At 42.9% G+C, this 23,175-nt stretch carries 18 protein-coding genes; 14 read left to right on the top strand and 4 right to left on the bottom strand.

Translation table 11 applies throughout. The annotated features are described in order from the left end of the window. Positions 1-227: 227 nt before the first annotated feature. Both MWM02_RS12250 and MWM02_RS12245 read right to left on the bottom strand, forming a co-directional pair. A complete protein-coding gene (locus MWM02_RS12250) occupies positions 228-530 on the bottom strand; it encodes a hypothetical protein (protein ID WP_064550863.1) in 303 nt (100 codons plus the stop codon). 285 nt (positions 531-815) lie between these two features. Continuing rightward, positions 816-2,120: an acetamidase/formamidase family protein gene (locus MWM02_RS12245; RefSeq protein ID WP_244402135.1), complete on the bottom strand. Its 1,305-nt coding sequence runs from the start codon at positions 2,118-2,120 to the stop codon at positions 816-818. Positions 2,121-2,665: 545 nt separating this feature from the next. Here MWM02_RS12245 and MWM02_RS12240 point away from each other — a divergent pair. From MWM02_RS12240 to dhaM, 4 genes are all read left to right on the top strand, one after another. Beyond that, on the top strand, positions 2,666-3,658 hold the full coding sequence (locus MWM02_RS12240; RefSeq protein WP_064550861.1) for an NADPH:quinone oxidoreductase family protein: 993 nt from the start codon (positions 2,666-2,668) through the stop codon (positions 3,656-3,658). A 459-nt stretch (positions 3,659-4,117) separates the two neighbouring features. Continuing rightward, a complete protein-coding gene (dhaK, locus tag MWM02_RS12235; RefSeq protein WP_244402134.1) occupies positions 4,118-5,113 on the top strand; it encodes a dihydroxyacetone kinase subunit DhaK in 996 nt (331 codons plus the stop codon). Positions 5,114-5,134: 21 nt separating this feature from the next. After that, positions 5,135-5,749, top strand: a complete 615-nt coding sequence (dhaL, locus tag MWM02_RS12230; protein ID WP_244402133.1) for a dihydroxyacetone kinase subunit DhaL — start codon at positions 5,135-5,137, stop codon at positions 5,747-5,749. A 15-nt stretch (positions 5,750-5,764) separates the two neighbouring features. After that, positions 5,765-6,169, top strand: coding sequence for a dihydroxyacetone kinase phosphoryl donor subunit DhaM (gene dhaM, locus MWM02_RS12225; RefSeq protein ID WP_064550858.1), 405 nt, complete (start codon positions 5,765-5,767; stop codon positions 6,167-6,169). On the opposite strand, the gene MWM02_RS12220 is transcribed toward dhaM, so the two are convergent. Next, a complete protein-coding gene (locus MWM02_RS12220; RefSeq protein ID WP_244402132.1) occupies positions 6,155-6,598 on the bottom strand; it encodes a hypothetical protein in 444 nt (147 codons plus the stop codon). The genes dhaM and MWM02_RS12220 overlap by 15 nt on opposite strands. Positions 6,599-7,164: 566 nt before the next feature. On the opposite strand from MWM02_RS12220, the gene MWM02_RS12215 reads away from it, so the two are divergent. The 7 genes from MWM02_RS12215 to MWM02_RS12185 all read left to right on the top strand — a co-directional run bounded on the left by MWM02_RS12215 (position 7,165) and on the right by MWM02_RS12185 (position 13,890). Further along, the gene (locus MWM02_RS12215) at positions 7,165-9,243 is read left to right on the top strand and encodes a BglG family transcription antiterminator (protein WP_244402131.1); all 2,079 of its coding nucleotides are present in this window, start codon (positions 7,165-7,167) and stop codon (positions 9,241-9,243) included. Between the two features lie 32 nt (positions 9,244-9,275). Then, positions 9,276-9,743, top strand: coding sequence for a PTS sugar transporter subunit IIA (locus tag MWM02_RS12210; RefSeq protein WP_064550855.1), 468 nt, complete (start codon positions 9,276-9,278; stop codon positions 9,741-9,743). A gap of 14 nt (positions 9,744-9,757) precedes the next feature. Next, positions 9,758-10,042 carry a PTS sugar transporter subunit IIB gene (locus MWM02_RS12205; RefSeq protein ID WP_013401149.1) on the top strand — a complete coding sequence of 95 codons (285 nt, stop codon included), beginning with the start codon at positions 9,758-9,760 and terminating at the stop codon, positions 10,040-10,042. Between the two features lie 74 nt (positions 10,043-10,116). Further along, positions 10,117-11,379, top strand: a complete 1,263-nt coding sequence (locus MWM02_RS12200) for a PTS galactitol transporter subunit IIC (RefSeq protein ID WP_244402130.1) — start codon at positions 10,117-10,119, stop codon at positions 11,377-11,379. Positions 11,380-11,444: 65 nt separating this feature from the next. Continuing rightward, positions 11,445-12,476, top strand: a complete 1,032-nt coding sequence (locus MWM02_RS12195) for a zinc-binding dehydrogenase (protein WP_064550853.1) — start codon at positions 11,445-11,447, stop codon at positions 12,474-12,476. Between the two features lie 140 nt (positions 12,477-12,616). Continuing rightward, the gene (locus MWM02_RS12190; protein ID WP_064550852.1) at positions 12,617-12,811 is read left to right on the top strand and encodes a hypothetical protein; all 195 of its coding nucleotides are present in this window, start codon (positions 12,617-12,619) and stop codon (positions 12,809-12,811) included. Positions 12,812-12,837: 26 nt separating this feature from the next. After that, positions 12,838-13,890 (top strand): galactitol-1-phosphate 5-dehydrogenase, encoded by a 1,053-nt coding sequence (locus MWM02_RS12185; RefSeq protein ID WP_244402129.1) that lies wholly within the window; start codon positions 12,838-12,840, stop codon positions 13,888-13,890. A 52-nt stretch (positions 13,891-13,942) separates the two neighbouring features. On the opposite strand, the gene gltC is transcribed toward MWM02_RS12185, so the two are convergent. After that, complete coding sequence (gene gltC / locus MWM02_RS12180) at positions 13,943-14,845, bottom strand: glutamate biosynthesis transcriptional regulator GltC (RefSeq protein ID WP_064550850.1); 903 nt, start codon at positions 14,843-14,845, stop codon at positions 13,943-13,945. 124 nt (positions 14,846-14,969) lie between these two features. Here gltC and gltB point away from each other — a divergent pair, with 124 nt between their 5' ends. The 3 genes from gltB to MWM02_RS12165 all read left to right on the top strand — a co-directional run bounded on the left by gltB (position 14,970) and on the right by MWM02_RS12165 (position 23,010). Then, positions 14,970-19,532, top strand: a complete 4,563-nt coding sequence (gene gltB, locus MWM02_RS12175; protein WP_244402128.1) for a glutamate synthase large subunit — start codon at positions 14,970-14,972, stop codon at positions 19,530-19,532. Between the two features lie 46 nt (positions 19,533-19,578). Then, positions 19,579-21,060, top strand: coding sequence for a glutamate synthase subunit beta (locus MWM02_RS12170; RefSeq protein WP_244402127.1), 1,482 nt, complete (start codon positions 19,579-19,581; stop codon positions 21,058-21,060). Positions 21,061-21,165: 105 nt separating this feature from the next. Next, entirely contained in the window at positions 21,166-23,010 is a 1,845-nt protein-coding gene (locus MWM02_RS12165; RefSeq protein ID WP_064550847.1) for a sigma-54-dependent Fis family transcriptional regulator, read from the top strand. Positions 23,011-23,175: the final 165 nt, after the last annotated feature.

The following is a 23,175-nucleotide window of genomic DNA, read 5'->3' as shown; positions in this document are numbered from 1 at the left end:
GATTCAGCAATGGCTATAGGTGTGTAGTACTGATTGCTTTCATGAACGAAAGTGTGATGTTGATGTATCCACGGTTTGGACGTTTGACGATTTTATTCAAAAATTCTAGTTGTATAGCAACAATTATTTTTTGAGGCATTCCTGTCCGCCGATTTTTGCGGGAGTAAAATGCAGGTAAAGGGGTTCGATTTACTATATCAAGTGCATCCGATCTAGAGATACAAAAACTAGACAGAGATTCCTTGCTGAAAAAGATCTTGGTGTTTTATTTTAAGTGTTTGCCACAATTCAGAAAGGGAAGGGGCTTTCGCTTCGAATGTATATGTGCCTAAACAAATGAGGGAATAGTCGGTGCCTGGGTCAAAAACAACGGTAATGATTTCTTCTGTTCCACAGTCGATTTGCTGAAACGCACCGGTGTCTTGCGGCTGAACATCCAACTTGTTGTATTTTTCACGAATCACGTAGTACCCTTCTTTCAGTTGCTCGGCAAACAATGTTTCTGTACCAATCAATTCGTGCACAATCATCGTCTGTTTCCTCCTAGTTACATGTGAAATATTTCTCCATTTCACTATACTACAAAGCTGCGGCAATCATCATCGGTTTGGGGCAATGTTTGAAAAGTTGTCACGTTTAAGATTCTTTTTAGGCATACAATATCGAAAAAAATTAGGCCAGCTCTTTTTTGAAAAGAGAGCTGGCGGTTTTATAGCGTGAATGAGGATCCAGAGAAGATTTTGTCAATAGTCTTATTTTTGCGCGAAAAGTTATTGTTTTCCGCTACATATTCCTATTTCTTCATTTAATATCGTTCATTCCAAAACATCGCGATATTGATCGCGTATCAGCGTCGTAAGGCCAATTTCGTCCAAATAATGGACAGGACATAAAAATGTAACGGTGACGACTCCTGGGTGTCTGCCGATCTCAATCGCGCCAGTGATTGTTGCGCGGTTCATCACCTCAGGTACGGAAATGCCCAACACTTTCGCCGCTCTTTGTAATCCGTTTTCTGTCGCTTCGTTCAGGTTTGCGCCTGTTCCGATAAAGGAAATCGGAAGGGATTCTTCCAGCTTTTTCACACCCCATGTTTGCGCAAGATCAAGCGCGATCTCTTTTTCTTGTTTCGTTATTGGTTTTGCTAAATAGGGAAGATCTTCTGCGGCGGGCAAAAGAATTGGACCATCGATCGTCAGACCTTTGATAACTTTGACTTGAAGCGTTACGATGCCGGCAACATCGGTTGTATGTCCTGCAATTTCTCCGTCTCCTTGCATGGCGTGCATATCTCCGAGATAAACGCCGCCGCCACGCACTTTCACAGGGCAAATCAAAACGGCGCCTTCCCGCACGCGATTAATATCCATATGTCCGTCTGTACGGTCTTCGAGTTGTTCTTTTGTGATTCCATATTCATGCGGAGCATCGATCAGAAACTGCCCGAAGTCGCCCGCATTGTGCGAGTCTGGAAACGGCCGGGCAGGCGTTGTGCCAAGCTGTCCAAGGAATGGGCGAAGTCTGGCAATGGTTCCGACTAAATCATGAGGAGCAAAAGTGACGATCGGATTTTGCACTGAGTTGTCCGGCGTCGCCATGTAATAGCGGCCTTGTTGGGCGATGTGTTCTGCCGCTTCTTTATGCAACGTGATGCCGACTTGTTTGTTGGAATCAAATGCCATCGTATAACCGTTCGTAAACACAAATGGGGTGACGTCCGCCCCGCAATTGGCGCAACGAATTGCTTTCGGTCCTATTCCTTCTATTTTTGTTTCTGGATACATTGTCTTGCATTCAGGACATTTCACGGCGACAAACGGGTCTCCTACAAATCTTCCTTCCATTGGCTTATCGTTCCCGGAAGATGTAGCAATAGAAGTGACGCGGATCGATTTAATTTTAATTGCGATCGCATCACCTACTTCAGCTCCGTCCACGAAAACAGGCTTTGTGACTTCATGGCCGCCGCGAATACAAGGAGTGATCATCGGCCCCCAGCATCCAGGAGTTGTATTGGCAACAATATACCCGCCATCTTGCACGGGACCGAGCATTTCCCCGTTAGGATCTAAAATTCCGTTGGTGAACTCGTTGACAAATACGGTTTGTTTCGCTTCCATAGCTATCCTTTCCTTTCATGCTGAAATACTTTCTATTACAAATTATAAGAGGCGATAGTAAGCGATTTCAAATAAATAGATTGATAATTCTTGAAAATTTAACTTAATAGCTTGGTCAATTGGATATTGGTATAAAAATATAATATTATGAGCATTATTTATATGGAATTTAGAGGGGGAGGAAATAAATGAAAAGCAGTGTTAGAGAATATGTGTAAAAAAGAGCTTTTCCTGCCTTACCATGGACAGTAAACAAATGGACTTCTTTTCCAAAAGGAAGAAGATTGTTCATGTATGGGCGGATACGTAGAACAGGGATGGTTTTATCGGATATATTAGCAAAAATATGAAGTATAGTTAGGCCGCATGTGTGTGTTCCCCTCCTGTGCACGTCACGTTCATCGAAAAAATGGGTAGGCATGCAATTTCTATTAGACGTAAACGGTTGAAACTAAAATGACCGGAGCAGCAAAATATTTTGACCGGCAAGAATAATTTTGCTATCGTAAAGTCAAGAATATGGAAAATTTTAAGGGGGATGTCTTGTGAGCGAATTCAAAGCGTTAGTAGTGAACAAAACGGAAACGGATTTTACCGTCAATGTACAAACTGTTACTATGGATGAATTGCCAGAAGGGGATGTCCTGATAAAAGTCCAATATTCCAGCGTCAACTATAAAGACGGATTGGCGTGCATTCCCGATGGCAAAATTGTAAAAACATATCCGTTTATCCCGGGGATTGATCTGGCTGGCATTGTAGTTTCTTCGAACGATCCGCGTTTTAAAGAAGGGGACGAAGTCATTGCGACTGGCTATGAAATTGGTGTGACTCATTACGGGGGATACAGTGAATACGCCCGTATTCCTGGGGATTGGCTCGTCCCGCTTCCAAAAGGATTGACATTAAAAGAAGCGATGGCGCTAGGAACGGCAGGGTTTACTGCGGCACTGTCGGTTCATCGCTTGGAGGAAAACGGACTGTCACCGGAAAAAGGAAAGGTACTCGTCACTGGGGCAACCGGCGGTGTCGGCAGCTTGGCGGTTTCGATGCTGGCAAAACGGGGCTATGAAGTGGTCGCGAGCACAGGCAAAGAAACGGAGCATGAATATTTGCGCGAACTCGGCGCGAAAGAAATTCTTTCCCGGGAAGACGTATGTGCTGAGAAAATTCGGCCGTTAGATAAACAACGTTGGGCGGCGGCCGTTGATCCTGTCGGCGGCAGAACGTTGGCGACGGTGCTAAGTCATATTCAATATGGCGGTGCTGTAGCAGTCAGTGGGCTAACAGGCGGCACAGACGTTCCAACCACCGTTTTTCCGTTTATTCTTCGCGGCGTCAGTTTGTTAGGCATTGATTCCGTTTATTGCCCGATGGAATTACGGAAACAAATTTGGGAACGAATGGCCAGCGATTTAAAACCTGATAGACTATTAGAATCGATTGCGCAGGAAATTACTCTTGAGCAGCTTCCTGAAGCTTTATCGAATATTTTAAAGGGCAAACTGCGCGGAAGAACGATGGTAAGACTATCATAATGATGGATAGTCATTCGACTGCATATATATCCCCATTCCGAAGATTCGGGCATGGGGTTTTTATTTTTCAGCGAACGATGATGAGCCAAACTGGAAAAAGTGATAGATGGCTCGCCTAGAATTGTTGGTGAAAAATATTTATCCTTTCATGCCACTCGACCGACATATAGTCCGATGCATCTTATTTTTCGATTTCTTCCTATATCTTAATAATCTTATATTCTCATGTTGCTTTATGTAATTCTTATTAAACTATGTAGTAAATATTTCATTTTCTAAAAAAACACTATTAAAAACAAACACTTTCATAACCAGATTGTTAACTGTTCGCATTTTGAGCAGGAAAAAATATTGATTTTATGTGTGAGTTTGACATACAAAATTTAGAAATAAATGATCATTATTATGGTACAATGAAAAAAAGTAAAAGTAATGCAATTGTACGAGGGGGAGAGAGCGATGAAAAAGCTAATTAACGATCCAAATCAAGTCGTCAACGATATGCTAGAAGGAATGGTCGCAGCTTATCAGAATCGGTTAAGACGGCTGCCGGGTACGAAGGTGATTGTAAGAAATGACGCTCCAGTAAAAGGAAAAGTCGGAATCGTAAGCGGAGGCGGCAGCGGACATGAACCGGCACATGCGGGTTATGTTGGAAAGGGGATGTTAGATGCGGCGGTATGCGGGGAAGTGTTTACCTCACCGACGCCTGACCAAGTGCTAGAGGCCATCAAAGCGGTCGATAGCGGAAAAGGCGTATTGCTTATTATCAAAAATTATACGGGAGATGTGATGAATTTTGAAATGGCTGCGGAATTGGCCGAAGCAGAAGGCATTAACGTAGCGAAAGTCATTGTAAATGACGATGTCGCGGTGGAAGGCAGCACGTTTACGACAGGGAGGCGCGGCATCGCGGGAACAGTGTTCGTTCATAAAATCGCAGGGGCGCTATCGGAGCGCGGCGCATCGCTGGAAGAAGTCGAGGCGGTGGCGAAGAAAGCGGTGCAAAACGTCCGTTCCATGGGAATGGCGCTTACTCCATGCACCGTGCCGGCAGCGGGAAAACCTGGCTTTGAACTTGGAGAAAATGAAATTGAAGTCGGCATCGGCATTCATGGTGAACCGGGAATTGAAAAAACAACGATCAAAACAGCGGACGAAATTGCGGAAACGCTGCTTGACAAAATTTTCGATGATATGAAGCTAGAAAAAGGCGACCGCGTCGCCGTGATGATTAACGGGCTTGGCGCGACACCGTTAATGGAATTATATATTGTTAACAAGAAAGTTTCGGAGATATTAAAGGAAAAACAAATTCATGTCCATGAAACATTTATTGGAGAATATATGACCTCGCTGGAAATGGCGGGATGTTCGATATCACTGTTCAAATTGGATGATTTCTTGATCGAATTGTTCGATGCGCCTGCCGATACGATTGCGTTAAAAAAATAAATGGGGAGAGGGGAAATCGTCATGGCGTTTGGCGTGAAGCAGGCGAAACGATGGATGAGCATTGCAAACGATCACATTCAGCAACAAAAACAATATTTAACGGAGCTCGATCAAGCGATCGGCGACGGCGACCATGGGCTAAATATGGCGCGCGGATTTCAAGAAGTGGCTGGAAAAATTGCTTCTACCAATTACGAAGATCTCGGCTCGCTTTTCAAAGACGTAAGCATGACGCTAATCGCGAAAGTCGGAGGGGCTTCAGGACCGCTATACGGCACGGCTTTTTTGAAAATGTCGCTGGCGCTTGCGGGAAAAAAGGAAGCGGATGACAAAGAGCTGGTCGCAGCGTTAGAAGCGGCGTTAGGCGGAATCAAAGCGCGCGGAAAAGCAAACGCCGGCGAGAAAACGATGGTGGACGTATGGGAGCCGGTCATGGAATTTTTGCGGGAGAAAGGAAGCGTACACGCGAAAGAAGTGGAGCTGCTTGCGAAAGAAAAAATGGAACATACAAAAGAACTTGAGGCGAAAAAAGGGCGCGCCGCTTATTTAGGAAAGCGATCGGTTGGCCACATCGACCCAGGTTCGGCTTCTTCGTATTTATTGTTTGCCGCTTTAGCGAAAGCGCTGGAAGAATAAAGGAGAGATCGATTCATGAAGTATGTCAGCCTTGTGTTAATTTCGCACAGCCAGGAAATAGTAAATGGTTTAAAAAAATTATTAAATCAAGTCCAGCCCGATGTCAGCATCGCAGTTGCAGGGGGAAGCGACGGAGAGATTGGAACGAACGCTTTCCGCATCAAAGAAGCGATTGAATCGGTTTATTCGGAAAAAGGGGTTGTCATTCTCTTTGATCTTGGAAGCGCTTTACTGAACGCGGAATTGGCGATCGAAATGCTCGGAAAACCGGATTATATCGCGATTGCCGATGCCCCGTTGGTGGAAGGGGCGTATATCGCCGCTGTAGAAGCAGGATTGGGCAAATCGCTTGATGAAGTCGTCCGTGCGTGCGAACAGGCGAAACAGATGGCGAAAGTTGCGCGTTCAGATGCTGAATGAGTGAGATGTGGAAAAATAAATTAAGGAAACATTGATAGAAAAGCCCCGGAATCGCAATTGGACTGACCAGCCTAAAAAACACCGCTGCTGCCTGTTTCCTGAACTCCACAGGAGATAGGTCATTTCATGTTGTTTAAATTCGAATTTGATGATAATAATGAATGTAATTCTAAACCATTGTTTTACAACAGAGAGTTTAAGATTTTGCTTTTCTTGAGAATAGAATGTTTCAGACTTTAACAAGGAATGAAACGATTCTATCACGGCATTATCACGGCATTTCCCTTTGCGGGGCATGCTTGTGGTAATGCCTTTTTCTTTGGCTAAATGTTGCAAAGCATAAGACGTATACACCGCCCCCTGATCGCTATAGAGCAGCGCTTGTTTCGGTTGTCGCTTTTTTACGTCCATTTCTAGTGTCTTTAACAATGTTGAACATCTTGTCGGTCACTGATTTGATAGGCAATGATTTCATTGTTGTATAAATCAAAGCAGCGAAGCACCAAATAAGTGATGATATCCATTACCCATTTTTCATTTTAGCTGCGAATCTGTAAAATCACGGTTTAAACGATTTGGTGCGATGATTTTACTTTCTCCATTGTTCCAGTTTTGTCGTTTTTTCTTCACACGGCATTGAGGATTCCGTTTTTGTGCGTTTTTTCAATGGAATGGATGGTTCCATATGAAAGCCGCAAAACTTCCTTCCCTTGCGATGATCGTAATGATAATGATTTTTTACACAGATTTCTTGAATCAACCGATACAAATGACGAAGAATGCGATCATAATTTCCCATTTGGTTATCGAATTGCGATATTGGACGACGTGTTTCTTCTTTTAGAAGGAATTATGGTATAGTCGCAGGATTTAGCGATATTTATTTTTTAAAGCAAATCACAATTTTGTATTACAAAAATTCAAAAAAAGGAATGAAAGCGCATCCATAAATTTGTTTACTAGCGCTACAATAAGCGTAGAGAAAGGAGGATATAATGATACTGGATGGAAGAAGCATCCATCTATTGAGAGAGGTGATTAGGAATCCGAATATTAGCAGCAAAGAATTAGAAAAGAAATACCAGTTAAGCCGCAGGCAGATTGGGTATAGTTTTGAGAAAATAAATATATGGCTAAGAAGCAAAAATATGAATGAAATTGAAAGGACGAACAGCGGCTATTTTCTGGTCGATAAAACTTTAAAGTCGAAACTTCATCTAGAACTTAATCTGGATGAAGAGTTTGGTTATGAGAATTTGAACGAATTATCCAAAATGCAACGAGTAAATATAATTTTGTTTATGTTATTAAGCAAAACGGAAGAACTTTCATTAGTTCATTTTACTAGTGAATTAAGAGTAAGCAAAAATACGGTGATCGATGACTTAAAACAAGCAAAGAAGCTTGCTGACGGCTTTAATCTTGAGCTTCGTTACTCGCGAAAATACGGCTATCTAATAGAAGGAAAAGAGTTCAACATTCGAAAATTATTGATTTCCACAATATACAAGATTTCAAAAATGGATCGTGGCATCGAAAGAGTAAGACAAATTGCCCAGTTATCTGATGAAGAAATAGCAGAATTTAGAAATAGAATTGAAAAGGTGGAAAAATCGTTGAACTTAAAATTTACGGATGAGAAAATCGAGGTAATGCCTTATATTTTACTCCTTATCTTAAGAAGAATTAGTCAAGGAATGAAAATGGATTCGCCTTGTATAAATTATGAAGAAATTTCAGACACCAAAGAATACTTGGCAACAGAAGAAATTCTCCGTAATTTCAAAGATGTTCCAGAAGAGGAGCGTCTCTTTATCACACTTCATTTACTCACAACCAATGTGCATTGGTCAGAAGGATTAACAGAGGAGACCATTCCTGATTTAATACAAGCATTGGATGAGATGCTGATACTATTTGAAAAAAATACATGCATTTTTTTGAAAGATAGGGATCAGTTGCTTCAAAAGTTATTTCTTCATATGAAGCCAGCATATTACCGAATAAAGTATAACTTAACAGAAGTGAATGAGATGTACGAAATTGTTAAAATTGTTAACCATAATTTTAAAGAGCTTCATCATTTAGTGAAAAAGTCTATTCAACCGTTAGTTGATTTAATTGGATGTGACATTCCAGAAAGTGAAATTGTTTATTTAACGATGTTAATTGGGGGATGGCTTACACGACAAGGAGAAAATATAAGCAAAAGAATGAAAGCAGTTGTCGTCTGCCCTAAAGGTGTCTCCATTTCTCGATTGATGTTCAGCACACTAAGGGAATTGTTTCCGGAATTTATATTTCTAGACTCATTATCAATCAGGGAATTCCAAGAATATCCAATGGACTACGATATTGTATTTGCACCAGTGTTTTTAGAAACACCAAAAAAATTTTTTCTAGTTAACTCCTTTCTCGGATGCGAAGAGAAAAAGAGACTACGCAAACAAGTCATGCACGAATTATACGGATATGTGCCAAATGAATTAAATGTAGATGGGATATTGGAAATTGTCGAAAAACATTGTGTGATTAAGGATAGAAAAAATTTATCAAAACAGTTACTAGAATATATTAGTCAAGACCGTTCGCCAGAGTTAAATTATGGATTTAGCACGAAAAACCCGGATTTATATGAATTAATAACGCCTTCAACGATTACTTTGCGACATTCTGTTAGTACTTGGGAGGAAGCAATTAAGATTGCCTCACGACCTTTGCTAAAAAGGAACAGTATTACACAGCATTATATAGAAGCTATGATTCAGCGCTGTCATTCTGATCCATATATTGTCATTGGCCCGAAGACAGCTATTCCTCATGCCGCACCAGATGAAGGGGTTAATGAACTTTCTATGAGTTTACTTCGGTTAAGGAAGGGTGTAACGTTTGCAACTGACTATTCCATTCAGCTGGTGATTGTTATCGCAGCATTGGATAAAGACCGCCATCTTCGGGCGCTAATGCAGCTAATGAAACTAGTGAGAAACGATCACGACCGCCAACAAATGATAAATGCAAAATCTATTTATGAGATACACGAAATCATCAAAAAATATGCAGCCGATCCATAACGTACGTTTAGAAATATTGGGGTGATAAATAAGTGTGTGAAATATATTTTGATGAGTCATTAATTTTGAAAGATGTAAATGTGGATAATCAAGAAGAATTATTAAAGATCATGGCCATAAATCTGTTTGAAAAAGGATTAGTAAAAGAAAGCTTTATTGAAGCTGTGATTGAGAGAGAAAAAAACTCTGCTACTGGTCTTCCTACCAATGGCGTTTCCGTCGCTATTCCTCATACAGATGCAGAACATGTAAATAAAAATGCGATAAGTGTGGCGATATTAAAGGAGCCGGTGAAATTTGGGGTTATGGGAGAAAGAAGTGCAGAAACTCCTGTTCAAATAGTATTTATGCTTGCAATAAATAAGAAAGATTCTCATCTCGTTCTTCTTCAAAAACTAATGGGAATATTTCAAAATGAAGAGGAATTGCAGTTTCTAATGTCAGAAGAAAACAGGTCAAATATAAAAAATCGCTTAGTTAATCATTTGCAAATACTATAGAAGGAGAGATCAACATGAAGAAAAAACAAGTATTGGTAGCATGCGGAGCAGGAATTGCAACATCGACAATTGTGAATAGAGCGATAGAAGATCTTTGCACGGAAAACAATATTGAATGTGACATTGTTCAAATTAAGATTACTGAAGTAGGTTCGTATGTCGATACAGCTGATCTGTTAGTTACTACAACTATTGTTCAAAATGAGTACCCGTTCCCTGTAATCAATGCGCGAGCGTTTTTAACGGGAATAGGATTAGAAGAAGTAAAAAAAGAAATTTTGGAATATTTGAAAAATTAACTGACAGAAATTTCACATAACAAGTTTGGATTCCATGATTTCTGCAGGAATGTATTAAAATGGAGGATTAAATGATGAGGGAATTTGTTGATGCGTTGAAGGCGTTTTTAGATTTGGGCGCAACGGTTATCTTGCCAGTTGTTATTTTCCTGCTTGGTTTGCTATTTGGCCAAAAACCTGGAAAAGCTTTTAGAGCGGGCCTAACGATAGGAGTGGCGTTTGTTGGGATTTTCTTGGTAGTCGATTTACTCGTGAGCAATTTAGGTCCAGCTGCCCAAGGAATGGTTGAAAGATTTGGAATTAAGTTGAATGTTATCGATGTCGGCTGGCCAGCGGCAGCTTCTATTTCATGGGCTTCTCCAATCGCAGCATTTATTATACCGCTTGGATTGTTAGTAAATGTTTTAATGCTGATCACCAAAACAACGAAAACAATGAACGTGGATATTTGGAACTTTTGGCATTATACGTTTATGGGAGCTATTGTATATGCTTTAACAGACAGCGTAATCCAAGCGCTCATCGCTGCACTTTTATTCCAAATTGTATGTTTAAAAATTGCCGATTGGACAGCACCAATGTTGGAAAATTACTTTGGATTGCCGGGTATTTCTGTTGCTACTGGGAGCACAGTCTCTTATGCAGTATTAGGAATTCCGATGGTGAAATTAATGCAAAAAATTCCTGGTGTTAAAAAATTGAATGCAGATCCTGAAACAATCCGAAGAAAATTCGGAATATTTGGAGAACCGATTTTCATGGGGCTCATTCTTGGTTTAGCTTTAGGTTTACTTGCCGGTTATTCTGTTGGCGATACGATTAAAATTGGCATGTCAATGGCAGCAGTTATGGTTCTTATGCCTAGAATGGTGAAAATCTTAATGGAAGGTCTCATGCCTATTTCAGAATCAGCACGTGAATTACTTCAAAAGAAATTTGGTGCGCAAAATATTTATATTGGGCTAGATGCCGCTGTCGCGATTGGTCATCCGGCAGTCATTTCAACCGCGTTAATTCTTGTTCCGATAACAGTGGCATTAGCTGTAATCTTGCCGGGCAATAATGTTCTTCCTTTCGGTGACTTAGCAACGATTCCTTTTATTGTCGCATTTATCGTTGGTGCTTCGCGTGGGAATATTGTTCATTCCGTGATTGTCGGTACTGTTATGATTGCTTTATCACTTTACATGGCGACAGATCTTGCAGCACTTCATACACAAATGGCTATTGATGCTAAATTCCATATGCCTGAAGGTGCAAGCAAAATATCTAGTATCGACCAAGGCGGTAATTTAATTAACTATATAATTTATAAAATCTTCGCCCTAATAAACTAATTGAAACGGAATAGATTTTTAGACTCCTTCTGTTTCCTTATCATAAAGCATAAGGAGGACAAAAAATGAAAGCGTTGGTCAAAAAAGAATTGGGTTTTGGCAGCCTAGAAATTGTAGATGTTGTAGAACCAGAAGTGGGAAAAGATCAGGTCAAAATATTAGTGAAATATAGTGGGATATGTGGTACTGACATTCACACGTACGAAGGTCATTATAAAGTAAAGGCACCTGTTGTTTTGGGACATGAATTTTCAGGGGAAATCGTTGAGGTCGGTGAAAACGTAACAGAATTTAAACCGGGGGACAGAGTAACGTCAGAAACAACTTTCTATATTTGTGGGGAATGCGTTTATTGCCAAACAGGCGATTACAATTTGTGTAGCAGTAGAAAAGGGTTAGGAACGCAGCAAAATGGCAGTTTTGCTAAGTATGTAATTGCTAGGAAAGAAAGCGTTCACAAGCTTCCCGAACAAGTAGATTATGTATCTGCTGCTATGACTGAGCCGCTTGCTTGCGCACATCATGCGGTGGCTAAAGCAACCATTAGCGAAGGAGATGTTGTTGTCGTTCTAGGACCTGGCCCAATTGGTTTACTCGTTGCTCAAGTAGTAAAAACTTATGGAGCGACTGTTATTGTTGCTGGTTTGTCTACTGATCAACTTCGTCTAGAAAAAGCTAAAGAATTGGGGGTGGATTATGCTGTTAATGTTCAAGAAGAAGACATCAACCATATTGTAAAAAGTTTAACAGATGGATATGGTGCTGATGTTGTCTTTGAATGCGCAGGAGCTGTTTCGGCGGTGAACATGGGGCTAGACTTATTGAAAAAGAAAGGGCAGTTGATACAGGTAGGTATTTTTGCAAAACCTGAGATTCCTATTAACGCAGAAAAGATTATTCAAAAAGAAATTAAACTGATTGGATCTAGAAGCCAAAAACCTGCTGATTGGGAGCCGTCATTAGCTTTGATGAGTGAAAAGAAAGTAAATGCCAAAACGCTTGTTACGCATCAATTTACTATTGATCAATGGGATGAAGCGTACAGGGTCATTAAAAATGGAGAAGCCATCAAAGTATTGTTAACACCTATCGATTGATTATTTTATTGAAATAAAAATAAAAAAGCAGTGTCCTTGTGTAACCATATTTATATAAAATTCAAAGAGCTATGCAAAATTGAGTCAAACGTTTTCTGACTGCCCAGAAATTCAATTAAAAATAAAAGGCGGTCGGGATTATGATTGAAAAGATTCTTGATTTTGTGCTTGGACCATATGGGAGTATGGTTGGAGATTTTTATGTTGAGCATCAGATGTTAATTAACACCATTGTTGTCGGTGTAGCATTAGCCTCTAAATTTTATTTTAAACAAAGAAGGCCGTCTATCCAATCAAATCTTTCCGTTGAGGCTGCAGAAACTGATGAAAGATGAGCAAAGTAGGAAGGACGTAAAAATGAATGAGGGCACTAAAGTTATATGGAAAAAGGGATTTACGATACGAGGAAGCGGCGGAACCGTTTATTGAAAAAAATGATGAGGTCATTATAAAAGTAAAAGCGGCAGGCATTTGTGGCTCTGATTTATCAAGATATGCTAAGCTAGGTCCATATATTGAAGGAATGGTATGGGGACATGAGTTTAGCGGTGAAGTAGCTGCAATCGGCTCTGGCGTTCATCATGTTAAAATCGGGGACCGCGTAGCAGCATGCCCTGCACTTTATTGCGGAAAGTGTGAAAGCTGTAAAAAAGGATTACTGTCACAATGTAAAAAATTAACAGTGATTGGAGCTAGATATCCTGGAGCATTTGCAGAATATGTAAAGCTTCCTGGAGAAAATGTACTTTCTATACCTGAAACAATTGATTTTGATACGGCGACATTTATAGAACCTTCAGCTGTAGTGGCACATGGATTTTACCGAACTAGAACACAGCCCGGTGCAGATGTTGCAGTAGTGGGCTGCGGGAGTATTGGGTTATTAGCTGTTCAGTGGGCAAAAATTTTCGGTGCTAGTAAAGTTTATGCCATCGATATTGATAGTAAGAAATTAGATATTGCAAAAGAAGTCGGTGCGGATGTTGTTATTCATGCAGTTGAAAAAACAGCTTATGAACAGTTAATGGAATTAACTGATGGAAATGGGGTTGATTTAGTTATTGAATCAGCCGGTTCTCCTATTACATCTGCTCAAGTGTTTGCGTTAGCCAAAAAAGGAGGAGAAGTTTTGTTTTTAGGTATCCCATACTCGGATGTAAACATCGAGCGATTTTATTTTGAAAAAATTGTAAGAAATGAATTAACTGTACTAGGATCTTGGAATGCTATCTCAGCTCCATTCCCTGGAAGAGAGTGGAGCACAACAATCGAATGCATGAGCAAGGGACTAATTAATGTAAGGCCATTAATAACTCACCGTGTTCCTCTTTCACAGGGACCAGAGATTTTTGAAAGAATAACAAATAAAAACGGATTTTTTGGGAAAGTACTGTTCTACCCAGAAATACAGTAACGAACAATGAATGAGTCGGTACCCAATATTATAGTTTTGGGTACCAACTTTTTTACCGATACCGCTCCAACTGGGCAAAAAAGTCTTTGACAAACCGATAAAACACTTTGACCGACGGCGCCAGTTCGTGATGATCGGAGATGATAATGCCGACGTTTCGCTTGACTTGGGGCATTTCGATCGGCACTTTGACGGCAAAGCGCAGCACCGTTTCATAAAAGGCGCTTTCTGGAAGAAGGGTGACGCCGATTCCTGCTGAGACAAGCCCTTTGATCGCATCCAAATCTTCTCCTTCTGACGAGATGACCGGGGAAAATCCGGCCTGATGGCAGGCATCGAGCACGATTTGATGCAGTACGTATCCTTCCGGAAATGTGACGAACGGATCGTTGCGCAGCTCGTTTAATACTAAACTGCTTCGCTTGGCGAGAGGGTGATTGCTCGGCAAAAGGGCGGCGAACGATTCAGAAAATAAAACTTCTCCCTTAATTCCTGTTTCTCCAATGGGTACAGGTCCGAGAAACGCCAAATCGATTTCCCGGTTTTTCACGGCATCGATTAAGTAGCGATAGGCTCCTTGCCGCAGATGAAACGCTACGTTTGGGTGCTCTTCTTTAAAGGCGGAGATGACCATCGGCATCGTATGGCTTGCGAGGCTCGTCGGAAAGCCGATTTTGATCGTTCCGCGTTCCGGGTCTAAATATTCCTCAATTTGCTGTTTTGCATAATCGATTGCTTTTAGCGCTGTTTCTACATGTGGCAAAAAATGGCGGCCAACGGGGGTCAGCTTTACATTTCTCCCTTCCCGTTCAAACAGCTGCACGCCAAGTTCGGCTTCTAAATTGGCAATTTGCCTGCTAATCGCGGATTGTGCGACGTGAAGAGCTTCTGCCGCCTCGGAAACATGCTCCCGTTTGGCGACTTCTAAAAAATATTGAAGTTGTCTTAGCTCCATTTTTTCTCCCTCCCTGCCATTTATCGCAAAATGAGATTAATTTAATCTAAATTATATATTGTTTATATTATTTTTGAAAATTACAATTATATGTACGGAGTAAATGGAACGGGAGGGAAGCAAAATGAAACATTATGGACTACCGAAAGCGCAAGGGCTCTACCGTCCTGAATTTGAGCATGACGCGTGCGGCATCGGCTTTTATGCCCATTTAAAAGGAAAGCCGTCCCACGATATTATAAAAAAAGGTCTTCATATGCTCCGCCAGCTTGAACATCGCGGCGGGCAAGGGAGTGACCCGCAAACGGGCGATGGCGCGGGGATTATGGTACAAATTCCGCATGAATATTTTAAAGTAGCATGCGGAAAAATGAAGCTTCCGCCAAAAGGGCGCTACGGCGTCGGCATGGTCTTTTTGCCAGAAGATGAGGAAAGACGGGCGTATTATGAAACAGAGTTTAATAAAATTATTGAAAAAGAGGGGCAGACGCTGTTAGGGTGGCGTACTGTGCCTGTAAATATCGAAAAACTCGGAAAACTCGCAAAGCAAAGCAAACCGTTTATTCGCCAAGTGTTTATCGGAGCGAGCGACGATATTCAAGATGAGCTTGCGTTTGAACGGAAATTGTATGTCATTCGCAAGCAAGCGGAAAAGCTCGTCCAAAATAATGAATGTTACTTCGCCAGCCTCTCGAGCCGGACGATCGTATATAAAGGATTGCTTACGCCTGAGCAATTGGACGAATTTTATGTCGATTTGCAAGACGAACGGTTTCAATCGGCGTTTGCTCTTGTGCATTCGCGCTTTAGCACGAACACGTTCCCTAGCTGGGAAAGAGCGCATCCAAACCGTTATTTAATTCATAACGGCGAAATCAACACGCTAAGAGGAAACGTCAACTGGATGATGGCGCGGGAGAAGCAGTTCGTATCCGAACTTTTCGGTGAGGATTTGCGAAAAATTACGCCGATTTTAGATATGAACGGCAGTGACTCGTCCATTTTAGATAACGCGTTTGAATTTTTTGTCTTAGCTGGGAAAAAATTAGCGCATGCGGCGATGATGCTCATTCCGGAACCGTGGTTCTGGGACAGCGAAATGGACGACGACAAAAAAGCGTTTTACGAATACCATAGCTGTTTAATGGAACCGTGGGACGGCCCGACGGCGATTTCGTTTACGGACGGAAAACAGATCGGTGCGATCTTGGACCGCAATGGGCTGCGGCCGGCGCGCTATTATGTGACAAAAGACGACTATATTATTTTCTCGTCGGAGGTCGGCGTCATTGATGTCGATCCGAACAACGTGCTATATAAGGACCGGCTAAGCCCAGGGAAAATGCTTTTAGTCGACTTAGAACAAGGCCGGATCATTTCCGATGAGGAAATTAAACAAGAAATCGCCAAAGAAAAGCCGTATCGCAAATGGTTGAACGAACAAATGATGACGCTAGACGAGCTCGATATTCCAGAAGATACGGAGCCTGTCGGCAACCTTGTCACATTGCAAAAGGCGTTCGGCTATACGTATGAAGATGTGGAAAAAACGATCGTCGCAATGGTGAAGGAAGGAAAAGACCCGACCGGAGCGATGGGCAATGACGCGCCGCTCGCGGTGTTGTCAGACCGCCCGCAAAGCTTGTTTAACTATTTCAAGCAGCTGTTTGCGCAAGTTACCAACCCGCCGATTGATGCAATTCGCGAATACATTGTGACATCGACGATGACGCTTCTCGGCAAAGAAGGAAATATTCTTCATCCGGATGCATCAGCTGCCCGCCGCATTCGCTTGGATACGCCGATTCTTTCCAACGAAGAGCTCGCTGCGTTAAAAGCGAACCCGTATCCTGAGTTTAAATGTGTGACGATTCCGGCATTATTTACCGATGATTTGAAAAAAGCGCTTGATGAAATGTTTGAAAAAGCGGAAAAGGCGATGGAAAGCGGCGCGGTGCTTCTTGTGTTGTCTGACCGAGGCGTCGACGAACAGCATGTTGCCATTCCGACGCTGCTTGCCACAAGCGCGCTTCATCAACATCTTGTTCGCAAGGGAACGCGCACAAATGTAAGCATTATTGTCGAATGCGGCGAAGCGCGGGAAGTGCATCATTTTGCCGCTTTAATCGGATACGGCGCAGATGCGGTGAATCCGTACTTAGCGCTCGAAACCATTCGCAATGCGACGAAAAACGGGGTTCTTTCGCTTTCCTATCGCGAAGCCGTGAACAAATATAAAAAGGTTGTTACCGATGGCGTTGTCAAAGTGATGTCGAAAATGGGAATTTCGACGGTGCAAAGTTACCGAGGCGCGCAAATTTTCGAAGCGGTCGGCATCGGTGAGGAAGTGATCGAACAATATTTCACAGGCACAGCATCGCAAATCGGCGGCATCGGTTTAGCCGAAATTGCCAAAGAAGCGAAAATGCGCCACACAGCCGCATTCCAAATAGCGTACAAAGACGATACATTAGATCCTGGCAGCGAGTTGCAATGGAGACGAAACGGAGAGCACCACGCATTCAATCCGAAAACGATTCACCTGCTTCAATGGGCATGCCGGAAAAACGATTACCAGCTTTATAAAGAATATTCAAGACTGGCAAATGAAGAACGCATGACGTTTTTGCGAAATTTGTTTGATTTTGATGAAACGAGAACTCCAGTTCCGATTGAAGAAGTCGAACCGGTTGAATCGATCGTGCGCCGCTTTAAAACAGGGGCGATGTCCTACGGTTCATTGAGCAAAGAAGCGCATGAAGCATTGGCGATTGCGATGAACCGCATCGGCGGAAAAAGCAATAGCGGCGAGGGAGGAGAAGATCCGAGCCGTTACGTGCCGGATGAAAACGGTGATTTGCGCAGAAGCGCGATTAAGCAGATCGCTTCCGGCCGTTTTGGAGTAAAAAGCCATTATTTAGTCAACGCCGATGAATTGCAAATCAAAATGGCGCAAGGGGCAAAACCAGGCGAAGGCGGACAGCTGCCTGCCAATAAAGTGTATCCATGGATTGGAAAAGTGCGCGGATCTACGCCTGGAGTGGAATTGATTTCACCTCCTCCGCACCATGATATTTATTCGATTGAAGACTTGGCGCAACTTATTTATGATTTGAAAAACGCCAATAGAGACGCACGCATCAGCGTGAAGCTCGTTTCGAAAGCAGGAGTCGGTACGATCGCGGCTGGAGTTGCGAAAGGAAACGCCGATGTCATTGTCATCAGCGGATATGAAGGCGGAACAGGAGCGTCGCCAAAAACGAGCATTAAGCATGCCGGGCTTCCGTGGGAACTTGGCCTTGCGGAAACGCACCAAACGCTAATGCTAAACGGCTTGCGTGACCGCGTTGTGCTTGAAACGGATGGAAAATTAATGACAGGCCGCGATGTCGTGATGGCTGCGTTATTTGGCGCTGAAGAATTCGGGTTCGCGACGGCCCCGCTTGTCGTTTTAGGCTGTGTGATGATGCGGGCATGTCATCTTGATACATGCCCGGTTGGCGTGGCGACGCAAAACCCAGAACTTCGCAAAAAGTTCATGGGAAAACCGGAGCACGTGATCAACTTCATGTATTTTGTCGCCCAAGAAGTGCGTGAAATTATGGCGCGTCTCGGCTTCCGCACGATAGACGAAATGGTCGGAAGAGTCGATGTCTTAAAAGTGAGCGAGCGCGCGAAAAAACACTGGAAAGCGAAACATTTGGATTTATCGCGTTTGCTTTACCAAGCAGATGGTCCACGGACGTTTGCTCGGCCGCAGCAGCATAAAATCGAACAAACGCTGGATTACAACAAAATTTTGCCGGCGGTAGCGCCTGCGTTAGAGCGAAAAGAGAAAGTCGAGCTTCATCTTCCGATTCGAAATGTTCATCGCGCCGTCGGAACGATTACGGGAAGCGAAATATCGAAACGATACGGCGAAGAAGGGCTTCCGGAAGACACGATTCGCCTCCATTTCACAGGTTCTGCTGGACAAAGCTTTGCCGCTTTCGTGCCAAAAGGAATGACGATGACGCTTGTCGGCGATGCGAACGATTATATCGGCAAAGGGCTGTCCGGCGGAAAAGTGGTTGTCCGTCCGCCGGAAGAAGCGGCGTTTGCTTCTTCGGATAATGTTATTATCGGCAATGTCGCTTTCTATGGGGCGACGGGAGGAGAAGCATATATCCGCGGGCGCGCCGGCGAACGGTTCTGCGTGCGAAACAGCGGCGTGAATGCGGTGGTAGAAGGCGTCGGCGACCACGGTTGTGAGTATATGACAGGTGGGCGTGTCGTGATTCTTGGTTCCGTCGGGAAAAACTTCGCGGCAGGAATGTCCGGAGGAATCGCTTATGTGTTGGCTGATGATGAAAACAAGTGGCAAAGAACGGCGAATAAAGAATTAGTGCTGTTTGAACGTCTCGAAGAGGAAGAAGAGATTAACGAAGTGCGTCGAATGATTGAAAGACATTTTCAATATACCGGAAGCGGAAAAGCTGCCCACATATTGGCGCACTGGGATAAGTACATCGGAAAATTTGTGAAAGTCATTCCGAGAAACTACAAATTGATGGTCGAAACGATCAAATCGATGGAACAATCCGGGCTTTCTCAAGATGAGGCGATGATGGCCGCCTTTGAAACGGTGGCGAAACGAAAAAAAGCCGCAGTAAACGAATCATTGGCATTGCAAGCGGTCGCTAAATAAGCGATCGCTTCCTCGTTCATTTTTTCGCAAAAAGGAGGGTGAGACAATGGGGAAAATCACCGGATTTATGGAATATACGCGCGAAGAAGAAACAAAACGTGACCCGCTTTCTCGCCTGGAGGATTGGAAAGAATATACGTTTCCGTTTTCTGACGAAGTACTTGCAAGACAAGGAGCCCGCTGCATGGACTGTGGAACTCCGTTTTGCCATATGGGACTGGAGCTAAACGGTTTAACATCGGGCTGCCCGATCCATAATTTAATCCCGGAATGGAACGATTTAGTCTATCGGGGCCGATGGAAAGAGGCGCTCGAGCGGCTGCTGAAAACGAACAACTTCCCGGAATTCACCGGACGGGTCTGCCCGGCGCCATGCGAAGGTTCCTGTACGGTGGCGATTTCCGACCCAGCTGTTGCCATCAAAGGCATCGAGCGGGCGATTATTGATAAAGGATTTGCCGAAGGCTGGATTCAGCCGCGAATTCCGCAAAAACGAACAGGGAAAAAAGTAGCAATCGTCGGGTCCGGCCCTGCCGGTCTCGCCTGCGCCGACCAGCTTAATCAAGCGGGCCATTCGGTGACGGTATACGAGCGGGCCGACCGCGTCGGCGGGTTATTAATGTATGGCATTCCAAATATGAAATTGGAAAAAGAAGTTGTCGAGCGGAGAGTGCGGCTTTTAGAACAAGAAGGGATTATGTTTGTCACCAATACGGAAGTCGGAAAAGACATTACCGCTGAAGAGCTGCGTTCCCGATATGATGCCGTCGTATTATGCATCGGCGCGCAGAAGCATCGTGACCTTGCGATTGAAGGAAGAGAACTTAAGGGCGTTCATTTTGCGATGGATTATTTAACAGGTGTAACGAAAAGCTTGCTTGACTCGAATTTTGCCAACGGCAACTTCATTGATGCGAAAGACAAACGCGTCATCGTGATCGGCGGCGGCGATACAGGGGCGGACTGCGTCGCGACTGCTTTGCGGCAAGGGTGCAAAAGCGTCGTGCAGTTCGGCAAGCACCCGGCTCTGCCGCACGAACGCCGGGAAGATAACCCGTGGCCGCAATATCCGCTTGTATTTACACTTGATTACGCCTATGAAGAAGCGAAAGCAAAATTCGGCGCCGATCCGCGGCAATATTGCATTCAGACAAAAAAAATCGTCGGCGACGAACACGGGCGAGTCAAAGAACTCCATACGATCCAAATGGAAAAAATCATCGACGAAAACGGGAAAGCGGTGTTTAAAGAAATTCCGGGCACTGAACAAGTTTGGCCGTGCGATCTAGTCTTTATCGCCATCGGTTTTGAAGGACCGGAACAGCCGATTTTGCAGCAATTCGGCGTCGAAACAGTCAACAACAAAGTCAAAGCGCCGTACGGCAAATACACGACAAACGTCGAAGGAGTATTTGCAGCTGGAGACGCCCGCCGCGGCCAAAGTTTAATCGTCTGGGCGATCCACGAAGGCCGGGAAGCGGCAAGAGAAGTCGATCGTTTCCTCATGGGCACAACGAATTTGCCATAATGGTAGGATTCCTCTTGAAAACAAGTTGTTTTCAAGAGGAATTTTTTATGGAAAAGCGAATGTAAGTATTATCTGAGGCGATTAAGTTGTTGGGGGGATGGATATATGGATATCGTAGATCCATCTAGACGAGCAGTTTGGCAGCGCTTTGTGCGTGAGGGCACATTGGATCGTGCAAGAATGGATAAAAAGATCGCGGAATCATGGTATCTCTGCCGCCAGCAAAATGTGGACCCGTATGACGGAAAAGGAAAGGTTATTTTAGAGTCACAATTGCTCGCGGAAAGGAAAAAACGGAACCAAAGATTGCTTCATATTGCCGTACCGATTTTAGAAAAGTTGCAAAAATATTTTCAAGAAACCAAGTCTATTTTTCTACTTGTCGATCAAGAAGGTTATGTTTTATATGCAAAAGGAAATGAACAAACAATGCAAATGGCGGAAGCAATAAAATTTGTGGAAGGAGTAAAGTGGACAGAAGATGAGGTTGGCACAAATGCGATTGGCACGTCCTTAAGAATTCGCGAGCCTATTACGATCGCAGGATTAGAACATTATTCCGTCGCTTCTCATCAATGGGTTTGTTCCGCAACCCCTATTTATGATGAAAAGAAAGAACTTGTCGGAATTATCGACGTTTCGTACCCCATCAATCATTATCCGTTTCATGACCATGTCTTAGCCACTGTTGTTGCTGCAGCATATACCATCGAACAACGATTCCACATGCAAGCGAAAGAAGATGAATTAGAGTTGTTTAAGTATACTTATAATATAGAAAATCCCGATTTCCCCGTCGTTATATGCAATAATAAAGGAAATATTGTATGGGTGAATCGTTGTTTGCGTTCTTCCTTTTCAAACATGCTTGGTCAATCATTGGAAAATGTTTGTGGCGATCATTGGGTGATAAAATCAAAAACGCCGATTTATTCTTCTATTCATCACGATATTATTGGTTATCGAGTTACTCTTCAGAAGACAAAAAACAATGATTTCAAATTTGTTTCAACAACTTTTCATTTTGCGGGAGTGATAGGCAAGAGCATAGCATTTGCAAATGTAATAAAGAGTTGTGAAAAGGTGGCAAAAACAGATGCCACTGTTCATATAACCGGAGAAACGGGAACAGGGAAGGAATTAATTGCTCGCGCGATTCATCAAAACAGCAGAAGAAAAAACGGGCCGTTTGTTGCGATTAATTGTGGCGCAATACCAAAGGAATTAATTGGCAGCGAATTGTTGGGTTATGAAGAAGGTGCATTTACGGGAGCAAAACGTACAGGACATAAAGGAAAATTCGTTCAAGCAAACGGTGGAACGATTTTTCTCGATGAAATTGGCGAGATCCCTTTGGAAATGCAAATAGCGCTTTTAAGGGTTTTGCAGGAGAGGGAAGTCGTTCCTATTGGCGGAACAAAACCAATTCCTATTGACGTAAGAGTAATAACAGCGACACACTGCGATTTGTATCAATTAGTAAGAGAAGGGAAGCTAAGGGAAGATTTATTTTACCGCATTTATGTATATCCGATCAAAGTTCCGGCGTTAAGAGAAAGGAAAGAAGATATACCATTTTTGATTCGGCATTATTGTCAAAAAAACAATTGGTCTGTTTCCTTTCCTGATGAAGTGATTCAACTATTGATGGCGTACCATTGGCCAGGAAATATTCGCGAATTATTTAACGTATTAGAACGAGTTCGAATTGAATATGGAGATCATATTCCTTCTATTCCTGAGCTCAAATCGATGTTCATTGGATGGGAAAGTCGGGGAGAAAATAGGAAGCCAGATCAAGAAACTTTATCCTATCGGGAACAGATTGAAAAAAATCATATTATGGAGATGCTAGAAAAAACAAACGGCGATATTGCCAGAGCAGCAGCTGAGTTGAATATTCCCCGCAGTACATTTTACCGGAAATTAAAGAAGTATCATTTAATATGAGACAAAATGAGAAAGAATGAGAAAAAATGAGATTAATCCGAATGTATTTTATTGAAACCGCTTACAATAACATTTTTGTAAGCGCTTTTTTGTTGGCATATTACTTGCATAGTTTGAAAGTGAAAAGGTTTTATTATCATTTATAACACTCGTAAAGGAGGAAGA

Origin of the sequence: Parageobacillus sp. KH3-4 (assembly GCF_022846435.1) — a bacterium.
Taxonomy (GTDB): Bacteria; Bacillota; Bacilli; order Bacillales; family Anoxybacillaceae; genus Parageobacillus; species Parageobacillus thermoglucosidasius_A.
This window is presented reverse-complemented; position numbering and strand designations above follow the sequence as displayed.